At 34.1% G+C, this 21,903-nt stretch carries 18 protein-coding genes; 6 read left to right on the top strand and 12 right to left on the bottom strand.

Going from position 1 to position 21,903, the window contains the following annotated elements; genetic code table 11:
* Positions 1-18 precede the first annotated feature (18 nt).
* From QY331_11525 to QY331_11560, 8 genes are all read right to left on the bottom strand, one after another.
* Positions 19-834: a mechanosensitive ion channel gene (locus tag QY331_11525; GenBank protein ID WKZ68578.1), complete on the bottom strand. Its 816-nt coding sequence runs from the start codon at positions 832-834 to the stop codon at positions 19-21.
* Positions 835-927: 93 nt separating this feature from the next.
* A complete protein-coding gene (locus tag QY331_11530; protein ID WKZ68579.1) occupies positions 928-3,423 on the bottom strand; it encodes a SpoIIE family protein phosphatase in 2,496 nt (831 codons plus the stop codon).
* A gap of 67 nt (positions 3,424-3,490) precedes the next feature.
* Entirely contained in the window at positions 3,491-5,170 is a 1,680-nt protein-coding gene (locus tag QY331_11535; protein WKZ68580.1) for a SpoIIE family protein phosphatase, read from the bottom strand.
* Between the two features lie 4 nt (positions 5,171-5,174).
* Complete coding sequence (locus QY331_11540; protein WKZ68581.1) at positions 5,175-5,609, bottom strand: ATP-binding protein; 435 nt, start codon at positions 5,607-5,609, stop codon at positions 5,175-5,177.
* The gene (locus QY331_11545; GenBank protein ID WKZ68582.1) at positions 5,606-5,965 is read right to left on the bottom strand and encodes an STAS domain-containing protein; all 360 of its coding nucleotides are present in this window, start codon (positions 5,963-5,965) and stop codon (positions 5,606-5,608) included. The genes QY331_11540 and QY331_11545 overlap by 4 nt, the downstream gene beginning before the upstream one ends.
* Complete coding sequence (locus QY331_11550) at positions 5,965-8,034, bottom strand: PP2C family protein-serine/threonine phosphatase (protein ID WKZ68583.1); 2,070 nt, start codon at positions 8,032-8,034, stop codon at positions 5,965-5,967. The genes QY331_11545 and QY331_11550 overlap by 1 nt, the downstream gene beginning before the upstream one ends.
* An 8-nt stretch (positions 8,035-8,042) precedes the next feature.
* Entirely contained in the window at positions 8,043-9,296 is a 1,254-nt protein-coding gene (locus tag QY331_11555) for a hypothetical protein (GenBank protein ID WKZ68584.1), read from the bottom strand.
* A gap of 11 nt (positions 9,297-9,307) precedes the next feature.
* Positions 9,308-9,898 (bottom strand): sigma-70 family RNA polymerase sigma factor, encoded by a 591-nt coding sequence (locus QY331_11560; GenBank protein ID WKZ68585.1) that lies wholly within the window; start codon positions 9,896-9,898, stop codon positions 9,308-9,310.
* Positions 9,899-10,116: 218 nt separating this feature from the next.
* Here QY331_11560 and QY331_11565 point away from each other — a divergent pair, with 218 nt between their 5' ends.
* From QY331_11565 to QY331_11580, 4 genes are all read left to right on the top strand, one after another.
* Positions 10,117-10,452: an STAS domain-containing protein gene (locus QY331_11565; GenBank protein ID WKZ68586.1), complete on the top strand. Its 336-nt coding sequence runs from the start codon at positions 10,117-10,119 to the stop codon at positions 10,450-10,452.
* A 74-nt stretch (positions 10,453-10,526) separates the two neighbouring features.
* Positions 10,527-11,795: an adenylosuccinate synthase gene (locus tag QY331_11570; protein ID WKZ68587.1), complete on the top strand. Its 1,269-nt coding sequence runs from the start codon at positions 10,527-10,529 to the stop codon at positions 11,793-11,795.
* A 32-nt stretch (positions 11,796-11,827) separates the two neighbouring features.
* Positions 11,828-13,039, top strand: coding sequence for a HAMP domain-containing sensor histidine kinase (locus QY331_11575; protein ID WKZ68588.1), 1,212 nt, complete (start codon positions 11,828-11,830; stop codon positions 13,037-13,039).
* 293 nt (positions 13,040-13,332) lie between these two features.
* On the top strand, positions 13,333-14,388 hold the full coding sequence (locus QY331_11580; GenBank protein ID WKZ68589.1) for a ferredoxin--NADP reductase: 1,056 nt from the start codon (positions 13,333-13,335) through the stop codon (positions 14,386-14,388).
* Here the strand turns inward: QY331_11580 and QY331_11585 are convergent.
* On the bottom strand, positions 14,385-15,971 hold the full coding sequence (locus QY331_11585; protein ID WKZ68590.1) for an amidohydrolase: 1,587 nt from the start codon (positions 15,969-15,971) through the stop codon (positions 14,385-14,387). The two genes, QY331_11580 and QY331_11585, sit on opposite strands and share 4 nt — an antisense overlap.
* Before the next feature lie 94 nt (positions 15,972-16,065).
* Here QY331_11585 and QY331_11590 point away from each other — a divergent pair, with 94 nt between their 5' ends.
* Together QY331_11590 and ppk1 are read left to right on the top strand one after the other, a co-directional pair.
* Positions 16,066-16,563: a deaminase gene (locus QY331_11590; GenBank protein WKZ68591.1), complete on the top strand. Its 498-nt coding sequence runs from the start codon at positions 16,066-16,068 to the stop codon at positions 16,561-16,563.
* Positions 16,564-16,627: 64 nt separating this feature from the next.
* Positions 16,628-18,772, top strand: coding sequence for a polyphosphate kinase 1 (ppk1, locus tag QY331_11595; GenBank protein ID WKZ68592.1), 2,145 nt, complete (start codon positions 16,628-16,630; stop codon positions 18,770-18,772).
* Here ppk1 and QY331_11600 read toward each other — a convergent pair.
* Genes QY331_11600 through QY331_11610 form a run of 3 tightly spaced genes read right to left on the bottom strand, consistent with a single transcriptional unit; the run spans position 18,769 to position 21,880 of the window.
* A complete protein-coding gene (locus QY331_11600) occupies positions 18,769-20,184 on the bottom strand; it encodes a nucleoside recognition domain-containing protein (protein ID WKZ68593.1) in 1,416 nt (471 codons plus the stop codon). The genes ppk1 and QY331_11600 overlap by 4 nt on opposite strands.
* Before the next feature lie 12 nt (positions 20,185-20,196).
* Positions 20,197-20,997 carry a FeoB small GTPase domain-containing protein gene (locus QY331_11605; GenBank protein WKZ68594.1) on the bottom strand — a complete coding sequence of 267 codons (801 nt, stop codon included), beginning with the start codon at positions 20,995-20,997 and terminating at the stop codon, positions 20,197-20,199.
* Positions 20,990-21,880: an iron dependent repressor, metal binding and dimerization domain protein gene (locus QY331_11610; GenBank protein ID WKZ68595.1), complete on the bottom strand. Its 891-nt coding sequence runs from the start codon at positions 21,878-21,880 to the stop codon at positions 20,990-20,992. Before QY331_11610 ends, QY331_11605 begins: the two co-directional genes overlap by 8 nt.
* Positions 21,881-21,903: the final 23 nt, after the last annotated feature.

Below are 21,903 nucleotides of genomic sequence, written 5' to 3' on the forward strand. Positions count from 1 at the left end.
CGGGTTTTTTTATTGTCTTTAATTTTTTGACTGCTGGTAAAGATGAACGTCTCTCTGCGGGAAAGGAATTGAAACTCCGGCATTATCAAATTCTTTTTTAACAGTTTCGGTCATATCAAAAAAGAAACCCCAATAATCTGCTTTATTAACCCATGGTCTAACAACAATGTTTACACTACTATCACCAAGTGAACCAACAACAACTTGCGGTTTAGGATCTTTCAACACTCTATCATCATTACTTAATAGTTTGAGAATAATCTGCTTAGCTTTATCGATATCATCGTTGTACCCGATACCGAATTGCATGTCAACCCTTCTTGTATCTTCAGCCGAAAAATTAGTAATATTACCGCCAACGACGCTTGCATTGGGCACATAAATGACTTTATTATCAGGTGTTTTTAATTTTGTTGCAAATAGTTTTATTTCTAGTACCGTCCCTGCTGTACCACCAGCCTCAATATAATGACCGACACTAAATGGTTTATTGATTAACAACATTACACCTGAAGCAAAGTTTCCTAAGGAATCCTTTAAAGCAAAACCGACAGCTAAACCTGCAGCACCAACAATTGCAACGAATGATGTGGTTTCAACACCTAGTTGCCCTAGTGCAACTAATACTATTAGTGTTATCAATAATCCATAAAGAAGATTGCTCAGGAAAGATACAATCGTAAGATCCATATTACTTTTGTTAAGTAACTTTTTTACAAAATTTTTTATCATTCCTGCAATAATTTTACCAATCACAAGAATAGCAATAGCGGCGATTATCTTTAAGATATATACCTCAGCCCAGTTTTTCAAAATATCAAAAATTTCCTGCATACTTTGGCCTCCATATAATTTATTTGAAATATTTTTAAAGATATAAATATTATGTCTATTAGAAAAATTATCCGAATTTGATCTTGATGAGCATTACAAATATTTTACAACAACCATTGTAATATCATCATTCTGATGGTAGGATTTTCTGAACTTTGCCAGTGAGTTTATTGTAGTATTTAAAATTTCGTCTGAGGTTCGTGAAGAATTTATTTTTAGTGTTTCCTCAAATCTGCTGATTCCATATAACTCATTCGTGTTATTCATGGTTTCAGTAATTCCATCCGAATAAAAAATATAAGAGTGATCTTTGACTAGATTGATTTCTATTTCATCAAGTGACGTATCAAAAATATCACCTTTTTCTAATCCAACCCCGATACCACGCGATTGATAGTGAGTTATAGTTCGGTTATTTGTCTCAATCAATGGCATATGACCGGCACGGCAATAACGCAACTTACCTTTCGTGATGTCAAACAAACCAACAGCTACTGTAATAAACCAATTCCTTTCTATGCTTTCATAAATTGATTTGTTTACCTTTGATAGCACTTCCTTAGGAGTAGAATTTTCATCGCAGTATAATCTGACCATTGTTTGTAGCTTTGACATATAAAACGAGGCTGCTAAACCTTTACCGGATACATCACCTACTACAACCATTATTTTATTTTCATTAATCTGAATTATATCGTAATAGTCACCACCAACATGCATCGCGGGGATCATACTTCCGGCAATCTGAAGATGTGAAAATTGCGGGATTGATTTTGGTAATAGACTCTCTTGAATTTTTCTCGCATTTTCCAGGTCGCGTTCAATTTTCATTTTTTCAGCTTCAGATTCATATAATCTTGCGTTCTCTAATGCGATTGAGATTTGATTTGCCGCAGCGTTTAATAATTCCAAATCTTTACCGGCAAATCTTGCCCCGGAGTGTTTAAGCCCGAACAATAATAAACCTATGATTTTTGATTTCACAATTAACGGTATGATAGTATAAATCGATTCTCTAATTAACTCGGTTTGTAATTGCGGTATTACTTTTTCGAAGTCTTCTTGTTCAATTACTTTGTGCATATTTAGTTTATCATCAGATGTGAGAGCATTTTGCAAAGACGAGTCGCTTTCATAAAATTCATTTGGTAAAGAGAATACTCCAAAACTTCTTACCAAATTAAATTTTGATTCATTTTCATCTTTAAGATACACAGCATATTTTTTTATTAATAACGAATCGATAAAAATAGTCTGTGTAGAGTTAAGAATATTTTCCATTCCGACAATTGTTGATATTTCACTACTAAATTTCATTAACATCTTTTGTGAAGCAAACTGTTCCGGATAGAATTTCTTTGTAATATATTCTTGGAATCTGTCTTTAGTGTTTTGAAATAATACAGCAAATAGAACAAATATAAATCCAGCTATAATACCTTGATATTGTGTTGAAACGGCACTACTTATACCCAATCCCAAAATGTAAATCACAAGAAAATATGCAGCGGCTAACGAGACAGTAAGCACTCCATAAAAAATTGCATTCTTGATTACATCGCTTACGTCCATAAGTGAATACTTAAAAATTGAGTACCCAAACGAAAGCGGTAACACCGCGACTATAAAAATTGGGAAAAAATATTCTGGATTATTAAAAATGGTTTCTGCAAGTTCATTTGCTAATGTGCTTGTGTAAATTATTGCTAAGATTGCAAAACCATAAGAAACAAGAATTACAAAAATCGGTTTTTTCTCATCAGTTTTTTGCAATCGTATATAGGAAACTATAAGGGAAACAAATCCGATTGCAATTGATGATAAAAATAGGAATGATAGAAAATTATTGACATGCATTGAATAATTGATTGGTCTTGCCGGTAGAATTCCAAAGTTTACAAGCAGAGTTATGAGTAATACAAAAACAAAAACGATTCTTGGTGAATAAATTAAAAACTTTTTGATAAATCTTTTTTCTGCGAAAGGGAGTTGTTTGGGAAATATCCAGAAGAATTTAATTACATTAAACGGCAGATAACTTGCCGCAAATAAAAACAGTATTCCAATCAGAATTACTAAAAAATTGAATTCAAATATCGGATTAGAATTAAAATTATTATTTAATAAAGTCCCAGCCGCATAAATTGTAAAATAAATACCAACTTTATAAAAAACTGTTTGAAGTTGTCCATCAGGTTTTGATTTGATTGTTATAAATCCAACAATTAACCAGATTAAAGAGCTGAGTATAATTGCAACTCCACCAAAGTTCAGCAACTTTTTAATCTCTACATAACCTTCGTATTCAGTGCCATTACGTTCATATAAGTAGTAGGCGGAATCACCAGCCGCAATTTGATTTAAAAGGAATTGAGCTGTTCCGGTATTCCTAATTTCAACACCATTAATCGCTAATAACCGATCTCCGTTTCTTATTCCGGCTTCCCAAGTAACACCATCAACTTTTACAAAATCAAAGAAGATTCCGTTAGTCTCTTTATCAATCTGTTTAGGAATCCAAAGACATTCATCGTTAGATTGCGGAGTGATCTCAATTGTAAAATAGAAATTGAAAATGCCTAGAATCACCAATGCATAAAAGAATGGAGTTCTAAGTCTATCTCGATATTTTTCCCAATAATTGCTGATTGTTCACCTACAAATATTTTATAACCAAACATGTTATATCGTCTGATTGCTCTGCCCCGGCAGTAAATATATTTACATCTTCAATTATTTTTTCAAGCGTTTCGTTAGCAGTATTATTACCCATGTTCGATAGTAATTTTTCTAATCGTTCATCAGTATATTCCTCTAAATCCTTGTTCATAGCTTCGGTAATCCCATCAGTAAATAAAACTATAACATCATCCTTGCTAAGTTCGATAGTTTCCGATTCATAAGGAATCATCGTTTCCATGACTCCTAAAATCATTCCGCCCTTTTTCAATTTTATAAGTTCATTATTTCTTACTAATAATGGCGGATTATGACCGGCATTTACAAAAGTCAGTTTTTTGTTAGAATCATCAATAATACCCCAGAAAAACGTGATAAAACTTCCCATAGTCGTATTGCCCGAAACAAGGTCATTTATCAAATTAGTCGCTTCAGCAAGCGGAAAGTTCTGTTTTGCAACAGATTGTAAAAATGCTTGCAAGTTCGCCATTAAAAGTGCAGCCTGAACTCCTTTACCCGAGACATCTCCGACAGCAAATAAGACACGATGTTCATCCAACTTAACGAGATCATAATAATCACCGCCAACTTGTCTTGCCGATTTATTAAATGTCGCTATTTCATAGTTTTTCATTACCGGAATTTTATTAGGAAGTAAATTCTGTTGTATATTCCTCGCCAATTCAAGGTCTTTTTCTAACTTCTGCTTCTCAACTGTCTCTTCAAATAATCTCGCGTTTTCAATTGAAATAATTGCCAAACTGCCAACTGAGGATACATATTCAATATCGGATTTGGAGAATTCTTCTCCGCTTCTACGACTGCCTAACAAGACTAAACCTTTCGTTTCGCCTTGAATCTGCATTGGAATTAAAAGTGTTATGCCAATTTCAAACAAAATCGGGAATCTTTTTTGGATATCACCTTTCTGTAAAACTTCTTTCAATTCTGTTGGGAGACAATCTCTAAATGCTTTGGATAATTTTTCCTCGGGAAATTTGTTTTCAAGATATTCGATTTTCGAACCTTCACAAATGACTACAGCATATTTCGAAACCATTAGTTGACCGATAATAGAAAAAACTAAAAGTTTTCCAATCATGTCTCTCTCAAGTATTCCGCTGAATTCTTTACTTAAATCAAAGAGTGAACTTAGCTGATTAACTTTTCCATCTAATTGCCGATTAAGATTTTTTAGTTTTTCGACTGATGAGGCATTATCAATTGCGGTTGCGGCAATATTGAGAAGTGTTTTTAAGAAATTTTTATCGTCTTCTCTATACTCGTTTCCTCCAAATCTTTCACCGAGCATGAGTATCCCGATTTCACCTTCCGAAGAAATTATTCTTTGGCAAAGTTCGAGTTTATTCTTTGTTAAAAATGCTTTGAACTCCTTATCTTCATCCAAGTCATTAATTCGAACATCGGGGAAATTATTGATTGTTTCCTTCACTAATCCTTTCGATGATCTAATTTCTAAAAAGTTATCGCTCCTTTTAATGGCTATACAACCGCGGCTTGTATGAAATTTGCCTAGACATGTTAGTAAAAGATTGTTAAACGTGAACTCGACATCTAAACTGGAATTTATAAGATTGCTGAAATCAACAAGTGCTGAAAGGTTACGTAATGCTGAGTTTTGATCTTGAGTTTGCATTAGATTAAACTAAATATTTTACTAATACAACTTGGTTTTGGTTACCCGAAAGTGTGTTATACTGAACTTCATCCATTAATTTTTTCATAAGATACATTCCTAAACCGCCAACTTTTCTTTGTTTATGATATTCCTTTAGATTTGGTTCGGGAATTAAATTGGGATCAAATTTGTCTCCGGTATCTGTTATTAGAATAGTAAACTTAGATTTTTCCAACTTGGTATGCACGGTAATTTCTCTGTCGGGAGAAAATTTATAGGCATGTTTAATAACATTGGTACAAGCTTCATCAACTGCAAGTGAAATTTTACTAACAATTTCCTGAGAGAAACCGCTTTCAAGAGCTGAATTTTGGATGAACTCTCTTATAGCTGCAAGATTATCCGTCGAACTTTTTACGGTAATCTCTCTTGTGATATTATTAGTTTTAGCTGTCACGAGTTTTGCGGCTCGGTAAATTTTTGAACTGCTTCTTTTTCTTCCTTGTAGAATTCATATAACATCGGAAAACCAAGAAGATCGAAAATATTATAAACATTTTCTTGCATGTTTGAAAACTTTATGTCGCCTCTATTATCTCTCATAGTTTCGACATAAGCCATAAAAACTCCTAATCCGGCACTGCTGATGTAAGACAAGTCATTAAAGTTAACAACAACCTTGAACTTACTACCATCAATCAATTGATTGAAAGCGTTTTCTAGTTGAGGTGCTGTATGAGCATCAAGATAACCCTTAACATCAATAACGCTTACAGACCCAACTCCCCTTACATTGACGTTGAAATCTGCCATTAATTATCCCCGACTGATTTATTGTTAAAATTCCATTTCATAATTAATAATGTTATGTCATCATGTTGAATATAATCTTTAGAGAATGTAGTTAGTTTCTCCATTATTTTATTTGATAAAATTTCAGTGGAAGATTCAGCATTTGCAATTAAAATTTTTTCAAATCTCTCATAGCCAAAATCTTCCAATTTCGAATTTTGACTTTCCGGAATTCCATCTGTATATAGTGTCAAAATATCGTTATTCTTTAATTGAATTTCCATGAGTTTAAGACTTTCCTTAAACTTATCTGTATTATCCAAAGCAAGACCTAAACCTACCGGCGTATATCTTGTAGCTTTACCATCACGGATAAGTATAACCGGATTATGCCCGCATCTTGCAAATCTAAATAGTCCGGTTTTAATGTTAAGTACACCATAAATAGCTGTAACAAAACTTTTTGAATCAAGACTATTTGTCAGAATTGAATTAGCATTTATAAGGAGTTCTCGTGGGTCTAAAACAACTTTTGAAAGAGATTCAAAGACTCCTTTAATTTCAGCCATAACAAAAGCGGCAGAAATTCCTTTACCGGAAACATCCGCAATTACAATTCCAAGATGTTCTTCGTTAATATGAAAAAAGTCATAATAGTCACCACCAACTTCAAACGCGGGGACAAAGAGCGCAGAGATTTCTAAATTTTTCAAATCAGGGGTTTTTGATGGTAAAATTTTATACTGAACTTCTCTTGCAACATCTAATTCTTTTTCAAGTCTCTCTTTTTCAATCGATTCTTCGATTAACATTGCATTTTCCATTGCCACTGATGCATAATCTGAAAAAGCTTCAATCGATTTTTTATCATCATCATCAAATGCAAAATCTTTTTTCCTTGCCGCAAAAAGAAAACCTTTCTTTTTTTCGTGAACTGTTAAGGGTGCAATTACAATCCAATTGAAATTAAATTTTCTCAAATCATTTTTAATTGAGACCTCGAAACTTCCCGGATTGAGACTAATAAGTGTATCAACTTCATTAATATTTTCCGCTAAAATTTTCTTACTTAATTTGTCGGCTTCTAAGTACCCAATATTATTTACTGAAGCTAATTCATAATCATTATTATTTTTTATCAGAAGCCAGGCTGAATCTGAATTACAAACCTTTGTGGTTAACTGTGTTATTGTGTTTGCCAGTTCTTTAAAGTCGAGTACCTGCGTTATTAATTTTGTTAAATCACGCAGAGAAGTTACTTCTTCAGCTTTCCGATCAAAAGCTTCAGCAGTTGGAAGATGAAACAATGTTGTAAAGAAAATTACACTGAAATAAATTGTTCCATATATCATTAATAGATTCAGAATGGAATGGAATCCCGGAGAGAAAGCGATTATAGTTTTAGTTAGTACATTGTCATCAAGCGAAAGAGCGAAATTAAATCCGAATAGTATTCCGAGTGCAATCGATAAAAGAAGTAAATAGATTTTTTGCTTCTTAGTTAAAAATGCAATCCAAGCAACTCTTAGTGAGTTGATGGAAGCCAAGATTAATGCGACTACATAAAATGCATTTTTGGGATAATCAAATTCAGCATCAATATTTATTAATATGTTTGAGAAGAAAAGCAATATGAAGAATACAAGCATTGTATTAAAATACGTTTTCGGATCACGTTTTTGTCTTAGGAAAAACAATTCTCGGAATGAGGCAAAAACATACGAGGATGCAGCCAAAAACATAAAAGAAATTATTAACGAAAAAATAGATGTTATAAAATTTTGATTAGGTTCAAAAGTCGCGGTATCATATAAAAGCGAAGAAATAGAGATTGCAAAAAAAGTTAATGCAACAAGAATTCCAATGTTTAAAACAATTGGAAGTGGTGTAGCAATTCTTACGCGAATGAAATCAACTATATAACTAAACCACAAATACCAAGTAATAAATACAATTGTTTCACCAAACAAGACATAGACAAAAATATTCGGTGAATGAAATAAGACCTTAAAGATTAATAAAAGAATAGAAAAAGCAATAGCAGATTCAAGTTTCCGAGATTTGGGAATGTCCATTGATAGTAAATTCATAAATGTACTTATTTATTTTTTCTTTTCATTTGTTCAATTCTCTTTTTCAATTCTTCTTTTGTTAATTGAACAGAGTCTTTTTTGGCTTTAACTAATTCATTTGCCAGTGAATCCATCTCAGCTCCGAATCGTTCCCAATACTCTTCATCCGCCTGACCTTTAAATGCGCTCTCAATTGATTTATTAACAATTTGACCCAAATTTTCAAAATTAAATTCAAACGCCATTGAGTGCAAAGTATCTTCCTTTAATGCATCTATACCAAACTTAAGCGAACGTTTTAATGAATCGACATCAAAATTGAAAGAAATATTAGCTAATTCTTTGTTAATTTGATTAAGTGCAATACGCAGAGAATCCATGACTTCTTTATTAAACTTTTGAGTGTTCCATTCAACACTTGGTAGAGTATAAGAAAAACTCATTTCATTATTTGTATTCACATCAACTTTAGGTGGCTTAGGAATAACTACTCGAGAATGATCTCTATTTCTTACAGAAACTCTGAATTCATCTAATGAATTCTTCCTACTCCTTATTCGACTTATTTCATCTTGTAATTTCTTTTCATTAAATGCAAGTTCAGATGTGAATGCAGTGTCATTACTAATAATTAAAAAATCTTTTGATGTATCACTTTTAATGTCCTCCACAAAATCAAATGCGCTTCTAGATTCAAGGAAAGCATAATTGCCATCAAACAAACTACTGATTTTAGGCCTATTAACTGATTGCGAAAATGCTGCTATATCGGTCAATACAGCTTTTTGTAAAGAGGCAAGACGAGAATTAACAGCTAAGGTATTATTACCATCTGTTAAAACAGCTTCAGCCAATTCAGGTTGATAAGATTCTAATATGGAGTCTAATTGCTCTATTTGATTATCATCAAACGCCATATACTTCACAAAGTTCTTATAATTTTCGGTATCTGGTTTATATGATGATGGAAGAATTTCGTAACTTACAACTTCATTTTGCTCTGTAAATTTGAGAAGTTTATTTTCTTGTTTGTCTATTGGAATTGTTTGATAGAGTGCAAAATTAAATACATCTTCGTTCGTTATATCTGTTCCAAAAAGAAGTGGTTTTAGATTTTGTGTGTAGATAGATAATAAATCGTTAGTTCCTTTGGAAACAATCTCCCCAAAATCACCTCGATTTTCTTTAAAGTATATCATGAGAGAAATAGTAAGAACTGCAAGAAAAACTATAGGTGTTATTTTTTTTAATGCGTCTTTTTTATTAGCAAGACCTTTCATTAAACCCCCGGTTAAGAAATCAATTCATCTTGGTATGGCTCCAAAATAAATTTCAAACTTTCACGCGCTCTAAAAATTCTCGATTTCACTGTACCAACTTCACAATCAAGTTGATCAGCAATTTCTTTGTAACTCAACCCTTCAATATCTCGAAGAATTAATGGAACTTTTAATTTTTCAGGCAATTTTTCAATTCCCTTTCTTACTAACCCGGGTAAATCAGGACTATCGGAATGACCCTTTATACTTGGCTCGTTTATGGAATCTTTAATAGGAACAAAAATACTGCGAACCCTTTTTTTCCTAAGATAGTCTCTGCATTTATTAACCGTAATTCTGTAAAGCCATGTTGTAAATTTAGATTCAAATCTAAATTCCTTTATTTTATGGAAAACATTGATGAAAACATCTTGAGAAATATCATCAATATTATCAGCATCACCTAAAGTAAGAAAAACTAGGTTTCTAACTTTCTCTTTATGCTTCAAAACTAACTTAGTAAATGCATCTTCATTTCCATCAATAAAATCTCGTATCAATTGGAAATCTTCGTTTTGATCATCACTAATAGGTAATGCGGAATCTTGATTTAGATTTGACATTTTAGACGATGCCTACCCCTTATAGTTCCAAGAAAACTAATTTTAGAAAGTTTAATTAAAACAGCCCTCTATAAGCAAAATAATCTTTCTTTTTATATTCAGAATGAATAACTTAGCTGTTAATATAAATATTTATGAAGAATAATTTTAGGTATAAATCTCAAAATTATTATATTAATTCCCAAGTTTTTAATAGAATTTAACAATCAGGAGAACCAATGAAAATCAAAGTTTCCGAAAAATATGAAGCGGTAGTTATTGAGCTTAAAGGCAATGTTATGGGTGGTCCCGAAGCTCAAGAATTCAGTGATTTACTGCATAAGTTCCTTGATGAAGGTAAGAAACATGTTGTTGTAGATCTTTCTTCGGTAAAATTTATGAATAGTTCCGGCTTAGGCATGTTAATAAGCGGTTTTACGACTATGAAAAACGGTGGCGGCGGACTTAAGCTCGCACGTGCTACAGAAAAAATTAATAGCTTGTTAGTGATAACAAAACTCATCACAATTTTTGAAAACTTCGATTCTGTTGATGAAGCCGTAAAAAGCTTCTAACTAACAAAAAATTTATTAAACTCCGGATACTCCATTCGGAGTTTTTTATTGCACTTTTTTAACCTGAGGAATTTATGGATGTAACCATTCTAGTTGGAAGCCAATGGGGCGATGAAGGTAAAGGCAAAATTGTTGATATTCTTAGCGAGAAGTATGATGTTGTAGTACGATATCAAGGTGGTGCTAATGCCGGACATACAATTAAAATTGATGATAAGCAATTCATACTACACTTAATACCATCCGGTATTTTACGAAGAGATGTAGCTTGCGTTATCGGAAGCGGAGTGGTTATTGATCCTAAAGCGCTGTTGGATGAAATTAGATTTTTAGAAGATCACAATATTTCATTTAAAGACCGCTTATTTATAAGTCACAACGCTCATCTTATTATGCCCTATCATAAATTGCTCGACTCGATCAGTGAAAAAGGCGACAGAAAAATCGGAACTACAGGAAGAGGTATTGGACCTTGTTATATTGACAAATATGCTCGTAAAGGAATTAAAATAGTCGATCTGCTGAATAAACCTCATCTTGAAAAATTGATACGACAAAATATTGAAGAGAAAAACACTCTCTTAACAAAAGTGTATAATGAAAATGAACTTGATGTTGATGCTATAATAAAAGAATACTTGGAATTTGATAAAGTGATTGATCCATTTATTAAAGATGTTCCGGTTTATCTGAATCAACAAATTTCCGAAGGTAAAAGTATTTTAATGGAAGGTGCTCAAGGGACTCTTTTAGATGTTGACTTCGGAACGTACCCTTACGTTACTTCATCAAATCCGACATCCGGTGGCGGCTGTACAGGTACAGGAATTCCACCAACTAAAATTTCATCAGTATTCGGAATTGTGAAAGCTTATACAACAAGAGTGGGTTTGGGACCCTTCCCTACCGAATTGGATGAAGAGAATGGTGAAAAATTACGTCAAGCAGGCGCAGAGTTTGGAGCAACAACCGGTCGTCCAAGAAGATGTGGTTGGTTTGATACTTTCATGATGAGATATTCGAGAATGATAAATGGTATTGAAAGAGTTGCAATTACCAAGCTTGATGTACTAAGCTATCTTGATGAAATTAAAGTCTGCGTCGGGTATGAAGTCGAAGGGAAAAAATTAACATCCTTCCCAACGGATATTGCTCAAATGGAAAAAGTAACTCCAATTTATGAAACTTTGCCGGGATGGAAGAAAGATATTTCAAAAGTTCGCTCATTTGAAGAATTACCTAATGAAGCTCAACAATATCTATCCTACATCTCAGAGAAGTGCGGTTTTGAGATATCTATTATTTCGGTTGGGCCAAGTAGAGCAGAGACAATAATTTTATAAGTTTCGTTTGTTGATAACTTAAGGCCAGTAGAATGAAAATGTCCGGCGGACCTGCCTCCTTTAACATAAAAATTATTTTGCTTCTATTTGGAATAACCATTGCCGCGGGTACGTTATACTTCACTAATAATCTAGTTCAAAAACTTCAGGACAGAGAGCGCGAAATCGTTGAGCTTTATGCGAAGGGACTGGAATATATTGCCGATCCAAATATCAATAATAATTTCGATGTCACTTTTGTCTTCGAAAACATAGTAAAGCGAATCGACTTCCCACTAATCTTAACCGATGAAAACGATAATGTGATTTTTCAAGGATTCGATATAGGAATTCGTAATCTTGAGTTTGATACAACTCTATCTGATACAGAACTTCAAGAATTCTTAAAAGAAAAAGTCGCTGAACTCTCAAAAGAACATACACCAATTATTGTGAATTTTCCCGATTCCAAAATCTCTCGAAAAATATATTACGGAGATTCAGAATTAGTCAAGAATTTAAGATTATTCCCCTACCTACAACTAACGTTTGCTCTATTCTTTTTACTGATCGCATATTTCAGTTTTAGTTACATGAAGAAAACCGAACAAAGCAATATTTGGGTTGGGATGGCGAAGGAGACGGCGCATCAACTCGGAACACCTATTTCAAGTTTGATGGGATGGACTGAAATGCTTCGTTTATATCATGATAATCCTGATAAAGTTATCGACACCGCTGACGAAATAGATAATGATCTTTCACGATTAAACAAAGTGACTCATAGATTTTCGAAAATCGGTTCTAAACCGGAATTAAAACCCGAGAACTTGAATGAATTATTAAACCGCATTATGAATTATTTTTATAGAAGACTTCCTAGTTCCGCCGAAAATCTTAAAATGAAAATTGAAGGTCCGGAAGATTTAACGGTAAATTTGAACGCCGAATTATTTGAATGGGTAATTGAGAATCTCGTGAAAAATGCTTTAGACGCTATTGAACACAAGCAAGGCGAAATCAATTTTACATATTTTGCCGATGAAAAATATGTACATCTAGAAGTTAGCGATAACGGCAAGGGAATTGACTATAAAAGAAGAAAAGATATTTTTAGACCTGGATACAGTACAAAAAGGCGTGGCTGGGGTTTGGGTTTAAGTTTAACTAAACGAATAGTTGAGAATTACCATCACGGAAAGATTTTCGTTAAAGAATCAGTGATCGGGAAAGGAACTACCTTCAAAATTCTCCTCCATAAATAAGAGAAATTTCCCCTCAATTCTTACCATTAAGAAAAAAAATAATTCTGTTTTCAGCCAAATAAGAAAAAAGCCACAAATATCCCTTTTCTTTCAAATAAATCTATTGGTATGCTAATTGATAATATATAGTTAGAATCATGTTGTACCCTCCTTTAATGATCAATTCAGCTGCTGCAGTTGCGCCCTCGGCTGCAGCGGCTTGCCTCTTACTCTCAATTCCCTTAAGTTTTGAACTTTCTTGAAAAGACTTTGTTTATACTATTTTACATTCTTACAAAAATGAAAGGATTTTGATGAGTGATTTTCTGAATTTGATTGTTGATGAAATAAACAACGAAACCGAAGATACACTAAGCATTTTACTACATGAGAGAGATAACCGAGACTTATCGTTTTTACCCGGTCAATTTCTCACATTTATTTTTGATGCTGATGGTATTGAAACACGTCGCGGTTATTCAATTTGGACGACTCCCGATGAACTTCCTCAAGTTGGAGTTGCGATCAAAAAGTTTAAAGATGGAGTTACGACAAAATATCTATTGGAAAATTTAAAAGTCGGGGATCACATTAATTCTCTGCCTCCTCTTGGAAATTTTACAGTTGAGCCAAATCCGGCGGCAGAAAGATCCTTGGTTATGTTTGGTGCAGGTAGCGGAATTACTCCATTAATGTCACACTTGCAATCCATTCTAAAGTATGAACCCAAGAGTAATGTCTTTTTATTTTACGGCAACCACGACGAAAAGTCTATTATATTCTATGAAAAATTACAAAGTTTAACAAAACAATATTCAGAAAGATTTTTTGTTGAACATTGTTTGAGCCATCCAAGTGATAAATGGCAAGGAATAAGTGGAAGGATCTCAAAAGATTGTGCTATTGAGTTACTAAATAAGTATGCCGATAAACTGAAGGATAAAACCGAGTATTATCTTTGTGGTCCTGAAGAGATGATGCAAAACGCAATGGATTTACTAAAAGAAAGGGGTATCGATAGAAAAGATATTCATCGAGAAATTTACACAACAAAGATTCTTGATGAATCTGATGAAATTGAAGAAAAGGAAAGAGAAGTAACAATAATTTTAAATGGCGATAGACACAAGGTCATTGTTCAGCCTGGTAAAGCAATTTTAGAAAAAGCACTTGAAAATGGTTTAGCAATTCCAAACTCATGTCAATTTGGGAATTGCGGTACTTGTAAAGCAAAGTTACTTTCAGGTAAATTAAAATTAATTGAACAAACTGCATTAACCGACGAAGATATCAAACAAGGTTATTGTCTAACTTGTGTGGGTTATCCGGCTAGCGATAACGTTGTGATTATGTACGAAAGTCAATTTTAGATACTGTAAACTAATTCTCCGTTAAAAATAGTTTTTGCTACTTTTATTTTCTCAATTTCAGTTGATGGTAATTCGAAGGCATTTTCATTTAACATAATAAAATCGGCAAGTTTACCGACTTCAATAGATCCTTTTATATTTTCTTCGAACGAAGCATAGGCTGCATCAATTGTGTAAGCATTGATTGCTTGTTCAATTAATATTTTTTCTTCAGGAATCCAACCATTGGGATTGGCACCGTCTTTTGTTTTTCTGTTAACCGCAATATCGATTCCGTGAATAACATCAAGTGGTGTGACAGTCCAATCACTGCCTAGACAAACTTTGATTCCGTTATTAAGTAATGTGTTAACAGCATGCGTACCGTTTAATCTATGTTGACCAATTTTATCCCCAGCCCAAACTCCGTCATCATACAGCTGAGAAGGCTGCATTGAAGCAATAACATTAAGTTTTTTCATTCTTGTAATATCTTCACTTTTGATATGCTGTACGTGTTCAATTCTAAACCTTCTATCCCAACTCGGATTTGTATCTACAATCTCCTCAAATACATTAATAACTTCGGAAACAGCCCTGTCACCTATTGCGTGTACTGCTAATTGAATCTTATTTTTATCAGCAAGCAATGCCCATTCACGAAACTTTCCATCCACCATATAATCGGTCGGTAACCCAGTTGTGGTTGGATCGTCTTTATACGGTTCAAAAAACCACGCAGTGTTTGATCCCAGAGTACCATCTGCAAATGCTTTTACTCCCGAGCTTCTGATATATTCATTTTTAATTTCATTGAATACATTACCATCGATCAATCTTTTAACTTGGCTTATTGGATGAATACAATTTATACGTAATTTTAATTTCTGTTCTGCATAAGATTTTTTGTAAAGTTGATAATGCTCCGGTTCGGTTATGTCATGAACTGATGTAATGCCATTAATATGTGCTTCTTTTTGTGCAGCAGACATCGCATTACCTAATTCGTATTCTAAAGGTGCGGGAATTAATTTTGATACCAAATTCATTGCGGTATCTTTAAGAACTCCGGTTGGTTCACCGGTTTCATCTTTTATTATTTGTCCCCCCTCCGGTGCTTGTGTGTTCTTATTTATCCCGGCTAATTTTAAAGCAGCGGAATTAACAAGAGCAGTGTGTATATCAACTCTTGTTAAATAAATCGGTTTATCTGTAAGATCATCAATCCATTCCTTAGTGGGAAGTACTTTTGTATCAAATTGTAAGTGATTCCAATTTCCGCCTGTAACCCAATCGGATTTAGTATTTGCTAAGAATTCCTTTAGAGAATTTCTAAAATCCTCTTTCGATTTGACCTTTCCCAAATTTAATTTTGTTAAACTCAAGCCGCCAATTATCAAATGAACATGGGAATCAATAAAGCCGGGAAGTACAAGTTTCCCTTCTAGATCATGCAGATCAAATTGATTACCAGTTATTTTTTTTGCTTCATCATTACTTCCCACAAATAATATTCTATTTCCTTCTGTAACAATTGATTCGGCCCACTTTTGTTTGTGATTTGCTGTATAAATTTTCCCATTTGACCAAATTTTCTTTTTCATTCATTCTCATTTTTATTTTGATAACAATAAATTTACAAGCAATAATCGTGTGATTTTCATAAAATTGCAAACAGAACTGAAACTTGGAGTTAAAATGGCAAAGAAAAAAAGACCATCATGGGATCAATATTTCTTAAAAGAAGCAATGTTAGTTTCGGAACGCGCAACTTGTCCTCGTATGCATTGTGGTTGTGTACTCGTGCGTGATAAAAGAATCTTATCAACCGGATACAATGGATCAATTCCGGGAGGTAAACACTGCGAGGATGTTGGATGCTGGATTGTTGATAATCATTGTATCAGAACAATTCACGCTGAGATGAACGCACTTCTTCAATGCTCAGTTCATGGAATAAGCACTCAAGGAGCAACAGCATATGTAACAAATATGCCTTGTACCAATTGTGCAAAATCATTAATTGCCGCAGGAATCAAAGAAGTTGTAATCTTTTCGGATTATCATGATACTCAAGCTGAAGAATTCTTCAAAATGGGTAAAGTAAAATTGCGAAGATTGAAAATGCCGAATACCACAATCGAGTATGATTTAGGATCATTTTCATCAGCCAAAAAAAGCAGAAAAAGTAAGTAATTGCCGATTTACCACGATTTTCTACTACTAAATCCTTATATTTCAAGGTTTTAGAGAATATATTATGCGTCTGACAAAGGAATATCTGAAAAAATATTATCGCCCGAAAAATTTCGTAAATCGCGATCTAAGCTGGGTTGAATTTAATCGAAGAGTTCTGGAAGAAGCAATTAACCCAGATCTCCCATTATTAGATAAAGTGAAATTCATTTCAATCTTCTTTTCCAACCTAGATGAATTTTACATGATTCGTGTTGCCGGAATTAAAGATCAGGTTGTAGCAAAAATTATTGATCCGACTATTGACGGATTGACACCTCTTCAGGAATTACGCGCCATAGAAAAAGAAGTTCGCCCGATGATTGAAACCATTTATGATTTATGGCGAAACGAAATTGTTCCATCTTTAAGAGAAAATAATGTTCATATTCTGAACCTTGACAAACTTCCAAAAGAAGAACAAAGACTATTATCAGAATATTTTAACAAAGAAATCTATCCGGTATTAACACCATTAGCTTTTGATCCCGGGAGACCTTTTCCTTATATCTCAAACTTGAGTTTGAGTTTTGCAATTCTTGTAAAAAAGCCGAATGGCGAAGAGCATTTTGCAAGAGTTAAAGTGCCAAGTATATTACCGCAATTAATAAGAATTGACGATATTATTAAACCGACAAAAAAAGGAAGTAATGGTCAATTCTCAGCTAAATTTATTTGGCTTGATGAATTAATAAAGAAAAATATGCAAACACTTTTCCCCGGACTTCAAATACTCGACGCACATAGGTTCAGAATAACTCGTGACACAGATATGGAAATTCAGGAAGATGAAGCCGATGATTTACTCGAAGTGATTGAAGAAAATATTCGTCAACGCAGATTTGGTTCTGTTGTTCGATTAGAAGTCGAAAAAGATATTCCGAAATTCATGTTAAACACGCTTACAGAGAATTTAGAAATAACCGAGGATGATATACATATAATTAACGGTCCCCTTGGTTTAAGCAGTGTTATGCAATTATATGATCTCCCATTGCATCATTTAAAGGAACCTCCTTTCCATCCGGTAATTCCTCGTGAATTTGAAGAAGAGGAAGAAAATATTTTTCAGAAAATTTCTAAAGGTGATATTTATCTTCATCATCCGTACGATTCATTTACACCTGTTGTTGATTTTGTAAAGCAAGCTTCAAAAGATCCTGATGTGCTTGCGATTAAACAAACACTCTATCGTGTTGGCTCTAATTCTCCTATTGTAAAATATCTTATTGAAGCCGCGGAGCGAAAAAAGCAAGTTGCTGTTCTGGTTGAATTGAAAGCGAGATTTGACGAAGAGAATAATATCTTTTGGGCCCGTGAACTTGAAAAAGCAGGAGTGCATGTTGTTTACGGATTGGTTGGTTTAAAAACACATTCAAAAATGACAATGGTCGTAAGAAAAGAAGCAGATGGTGTTAAACGATACGTTCATCTCGGTACCGGGAATTATAATCCAACCACAGCTAAACTTTATACCGATCTTGGATTATTTACGATTAATCCTGAAATCTGTGCGGATGTCTCTGAAGTTTTTAATTATTTAACTGGTTATTCCGAGCAAAAGAGATACAGACATTTATTTGTTTCACCAATCAATACACGTCAAAGTTTTCTAAGATTAATTGAAAGAGAAATTGATAACGTTAACAATGGTAAACTGGGAAGAATAATATTCAAAATGAATTCTCTTGTTGATCCATTATTAATTTCATCACTTTACGAAGCTTCTAAACGCGGTGTAAAAATAGATATGATCATTCGCGGAATTTGTTGTTTACTTCCGCAAGTACCTGGCTTAAGTGAAAATATAAGAGTTATCAGTATCGTGGGAAGATTCTTGGAACACAGCCGTGCTTATTATTTCTATAATGGCGGGGATGAAGAATTGTATCTGAGTAGTGCCGATTTAATGCCAAGAAATTTAGATAGAAGAGTTGAAGTTACTTTTCCGGTTTATGACAAAAAAATAAAACAAGAAATTATTGAAAAACTTTTACTCACAGGAATAAAAGATAATCAGAAAGCGCGTGTTATTTTACCGAACGGGCGACATGCATTTAATCATCCGGTTGTTGGTGAAGAAAAAATTAATCTTCAAGAATACTTAATGGAAAAAGCGAGCGGTAAGGTTCACAAGCTAGTGAGAAGAGAAAAAGTTAAAAAAGACTAGCTTAACATTCGCCAAATCTGTGCTACAAAAAATGTTAAAGTAAATCCCATCGCTATTGGCAGTAAAGCAGAAACTACCGTCCATTTGACACTTTTTGTTTCTTTATATATTGTAAATAATGTTGTTGAACAAGGATTATGCAATAAACTAAACAACATTAATGATACTCCGGTTAACGCTGTCCATCCACCACCGTATAAAATTTGTGCAGTCTCATTTACGGATTCGAGTTCAAACATAACACCTGCACCTGAGCCAACACCAGCAAGACTTGCTGTGGTTACAGTAAGCATCAGTATTGTTGGAATAACTATTTCGTTTGCCGGAATCGCAATAATATATGCAAGAAGAATTATTCCATTTAATCCAAATAGTATTGCGAATGGATTTGACCAATTGATGAAAAGTTCGGCAATTGTTAATTCACCAATAGAAATATTTGACACCAGCCATATAACTAATCCTGCCGGAATTGCAAAAATAATTGCACGCCACAAAACAAAAATAGTTCTATCAATAAGAGATGTATAAAGAGTCTGTAATAATCTTGGTGGTCTGTAAGGTGGAAGTTCCAAACTAAACGCGGATGCTTCACCTTTTAAGACGGTATTTGATAATCCCCAAGAAACAATAAGACTAAACACAACCCCCAGAACGGCAATCCCGACTACTGCTGCCGCAGAAACAATCCCGGCTAAATGAGCAGGAACAGCGCCTCCTATAAAAATAGTAGCAATCAAAATTTGTGTTGGCCATCTACCGTTACAAAGTGAAAAATTATTTGTGATTATCGCAATTAATCTTTCCCGAGGACTATCAATGATTCTTGTTGCAATAATTCCCGCAGCGTTACAACCGAAACCCATACTCATAGTTAACGCTTGTTTCCCGTGTGCACCGACTTTCTTATAGAGATTGTCCATATTGAACGCAACTCGGGGTAAATAACCGAAATCTTCAAGTAAAGTAAACAACGGGAAAAAAATTGCCATAGGAGGAAGCATCACTGCGACAACCCAAGCCAAAGCTAAATATGCGCCGTCAATAAGTAAGCCATTTAACCAAATCGGTAAACCTATTTCAGTTCCAAAACTTTTTAATAAAGGATGAATTGTATCAACAAGTAGAGACGCTAATAAACCGGAAGGAACATTTGATCCTTCAACAGTTATCCAGAATACAACTGCAAGAAGTAAAAACATTATTGGGAAACCTGTCCAACGACTTGTAACTAACCGGTCTAAAATTTGATCGAATTTATACTTTTTATCCTCACCTTCGTGTTTCACAACTTTTGATGCAATCTGTCCAGCATCTTTGTAAAGTGATTCGATAATATGATCATGGAAATTCTCACCTATCTCCCATCTAAGATCATCAGCTTGTTTTAATATATAATCTCTGCTGCTCATACTAATTCCTATCTATGCTACTTGCTGTGAAGCAATTAATGAAACACTTTTTATGTTACCAAGTTCACCTGTCTTTACAGCATTGATAATTGATTGATCACCTTCCAATAACCTCATTGCAACCCAGCGAGCATTTGGTAGTTCGGGAAATTCTTTCAAAATATTTTTTGTTATTTCTTCAACAACTTGCGACACTTTGTTGGATATGTTTTTAACACGATAAGGCTTGCATACATATTTGCCCGTTGCTACTTCATTAATTTTATTTATCAATTCGTCCATTCCAATTTTTTGACGAGCTGCAGCGGGGACTACTGGAATGCCAAGTTCTCGTGAAAGTGATCGATGATCAATTTCTATTTTATGCCTTTTAGCTTCATCAATTAAATTTAGACATAACACAGCTCTGTCGGTAATTTCTAAAACTTGCAAAACAAGATTAAGATTTCGTTCAAGTCTTGTTGCATCAACAACAATAACCGTTACATCCGGCTGCCCGAATAAAATAAAATCTCTCGCAACTTCTTCATCAGTACTTGTTGATAAGAGTGAGTATGTTCCGGGTAAATCGATTAATTTATATTTTGTGTTGTTTACTGCGAAAGCACCTTCCGCGCGAGTGACAGTTTTGCCAGGCCAGTTACCGGTGTGTTGTCTTAAACCAGTTAGATTGTTGAATACAGTACTTTTTCCGGTGTTTGGATTTCCAGCAAGAGCCACTACATAGTCGAACCCCGACATATTAATACCGAGTTTAACCAGATTATCAATATTATGTGCTGGACAATTTTCGCAATTATGTATATCAACCATTTACTATACCTTTCTTAGAAATAAATATCTGATCAGCTTGAGCTTTTCTTAAAGCAACCATGGAGCCTCTTACCGAATAAGCAATTGGATCTTTGCCGGCACTTTCCATCTCATATCTAATTTTAGTACCGTTAACAATTCCAAGATCCATGATTCTTCTGCGCTGTTGACCACGGCAAGCTTTTGAAATGCCGATAACTTCGGCTTCTTCTCCAGCTTTTAATGAGCTTAATGTTGGTGTATCTTTCTTAAAATCTTCACTTTTACTTTCCGGCATAACAGTTAGATTCGATGCAATCAAAGGAGATAATAAAATTTCTTCACCTTCAGCAATAAACTTTATTTTGTCTTTAGAATTTTCCAAAATTCTAATTTGCATACCAAGGTGAATACCGCTTGCAACAATTTGTGAGTATACAGAATTCGGTTCATCTTCAATGTGCACTATTCTAGCAAGCTGACCAATATCCAATTTTAAAATTGAAACCCCACGCTTTTCCTTTATAATGCCATCAGAACTTGGTATCGGATCACCGTGTGGATCAACAACAGGATTGCCAATTTGGGCAGCAAGCACATTTGCTTGCTCTTCTGTTAAATGATGTTCTCTTTCCTCAGCTTGAGCATGCCATTCTGTTTCGCGCAAACTTGTTTGGTCGGCTAGGTACCTTTCCCAAAGCCGATGAATTCGAATTACACGTAGAGCATAGGATCTACCTTCTTGAGTTAAAGTCACTTTGTCAGTCTTTGCATAAACTAATCCCATCTCAGCTAATTTAGAAATTAACTTTGCTGCTTTATCAGATGTAATATTCAAATTGCCGGCAATACTGTTTAAACTGCTCTGAGCCTGATTGTACTCACAATCGTATATGTGTTTCAACGAATCTTCAATCAAAACTCTTG

It is taken from the genome of Melioribacteraceae bacterium (genome assembly GCA_030584085.1).
Lineage (GTDB): Bacteria > Bacteroidota > Ignavibacteria > Ignavibacteriales > Melioribacteraceae > SURF-28.

Bases quoted from the DNA above. Each gene is read 5' to 3' on its own strand.
- QY331_11545 (WKZ68582.1), bottom strand. From the start codon at position 5,965: ATGGCAGATTTCAACGTCAATGTAAGGGGAGTTGGGTCTGTAAGCGTT.
- QY331_11600 (WKZ68593.1), bottom strand. From the start codon at position 20,184: ATGAGCAGCAGAGATTATATATTAAAACAAGCTGATGATCTTAGATGG.
- QY331_11525 (WKZ68578.1), bottom strand. From the start codon at position 834: ATGCAGGAAATTTTTGATATTTTGAAAAACTGGGCTGAGGTATATATC.
- QY331_11590 (WKZ68591.1), top strand. From the start codon at position 16,066: ATGGCAAAGAAAAAAAGACCATCATGGGATCAATATTTCTTAAAAGAA.
- QY331_11575 (WKZ68588.1), top strand. From the start codon at position 11,828: ATGAAAATGTCCGGCGGACCTGCCTCCTTTAACATAAAAATTATTTTG.
- QY331_11565 (WKZ68586.1), top strand. From the start codon at position 10,117: ATGAAAATCAAAGTTTCCGAAAAATATGAAGCGGTAGTTATTGAGCTT.
- ppk1 (WKZ68592.1), top strand. From the start codon at position 16,628: ATGCGTCTGACAAAGGAATATCTGAAAAAATATTATCGCCCGAAAAAT.
- QY331_11550 (WKZ68583.1), bottom strand. From the start codon at position 8,034: ATGAATTTACTATCAATGGACATTCCCAAATCTCGGAAACTTGAATCT.
- QY331_11555 (WKZ68584.1), bottom strand. From the start codon at position 9,296: ATGAAAGGTCTTGCTAATAAAAAAGACGCATTAAAAAAAATAACACCT.
- QY331_11580 (WKZ68589.1), top strand. From the start codon at position 13,333: ATGAGTGATTTTCTGAATTTGATTGTTGATGAAATAAACAACGAAACC.
- QY331_11605 (WKZ68594.1), bottom strand. From the start codon at position 20,997: ATGGTTGATATACATAATTGCGAAAATTGTCCAGCACATAATATTGAT.
- QY331_11570 (WKZ68587.1), top strand. From the start codon at position 10,527: ATGGATGTAACCATTCTAGTTGGAAGCCAATGGGGCGATGAAGGTAAA.
- QY331_11535 (WKZ68580.1), bottom strand. From the start codon at position 5,170: ATGCAAACTCAAGATCAAAACTCAGCATTACGTAACCTTTCAGCACTT.
- QY331_11560 (WKZ68585.1), bottom strand. From the start codon at position 9,898: ATGTCAAATCTAAATCAAGATTCCGCATTACCTATTAGTGATGATCAA.
- QY331_11585 (WKZ68590.1), bottom strand. From the start codon at position 15,971: ATGAAAAAGAAAATTTGGTCAAATGGGAAAATTTATACAGCAAATCAC.